The sequence below is a fragment of the Vibrio sp. 1069 genome (assembly GCF_033340555.1).
Window position 1 is genome coordinate 1 of the sequence record NZ_JAWOWP010000728.1, and the last position, 568, is coordinate 568.

The following is a 568-nucleotide window of genomic DNA, read 5'->3' on the forward strand; positions in this document are numbered from 1 at the left end:
GCGAGCTAGATGAAAAGAAAATGCATGAAGCCGGGCAATATTTGTTAGGTGAAAATGACTTTTCATCATTCCGTGCAGCGCATTGTCGGTCGTTGAGTCCGTGCCGTAATTTGATGCACCTAAACGTCACTCGTCATGGTGATTATGTTGTTATCGACATTAAAGCGAACGCGTTCGTTCATCACATGGTTCGAAACATCACAGGTAGCCTGATTAAAGTCGGTCGTCGTGAAGAAAAACCAGACTGGATCAAGTGGTTGCTTGAGGCAAAAGATCGCAAACTTGCAGGTGCAACAGCGAAGGCTGAAGGTTTGTACTTAGTCGATGTCGATTATCCAGAAGAATTTGAATTGCCTTGCGTGCCGATCGGTCCGCTGTTTTTGCCAGATAATTTGAACTAAATTCACAAACTTGCTTCAAAATATCGGTAGTGTAGCCGCATAACATCAGTAATTAACGATATCGAAAATAGGTACAACCAGTTTTTTATCTACACTCGTCGCAAGATATGGTTTAATCCGTCGGTATTATTTCGAATTTATATCTTTCGCAATGAAGCGGAAGAGTT

1 protein-coding gene is annotated in these 568 nt (G+C 41.9%); it reads left to right on the top strand.

Annotated features, from left to right (window positions below; translation table 11 throughout):
* Nucleotides 1-401: tRNA pseudouridine synthase A (locus tag R7040_RS28715; RefSeq protein WP_318097926.1), on the top strand; the 401-nt coding region annotated here is incomplete at its 5' end.
* Nucleotides 402-568: the final 167 nt, after the last annotated feature.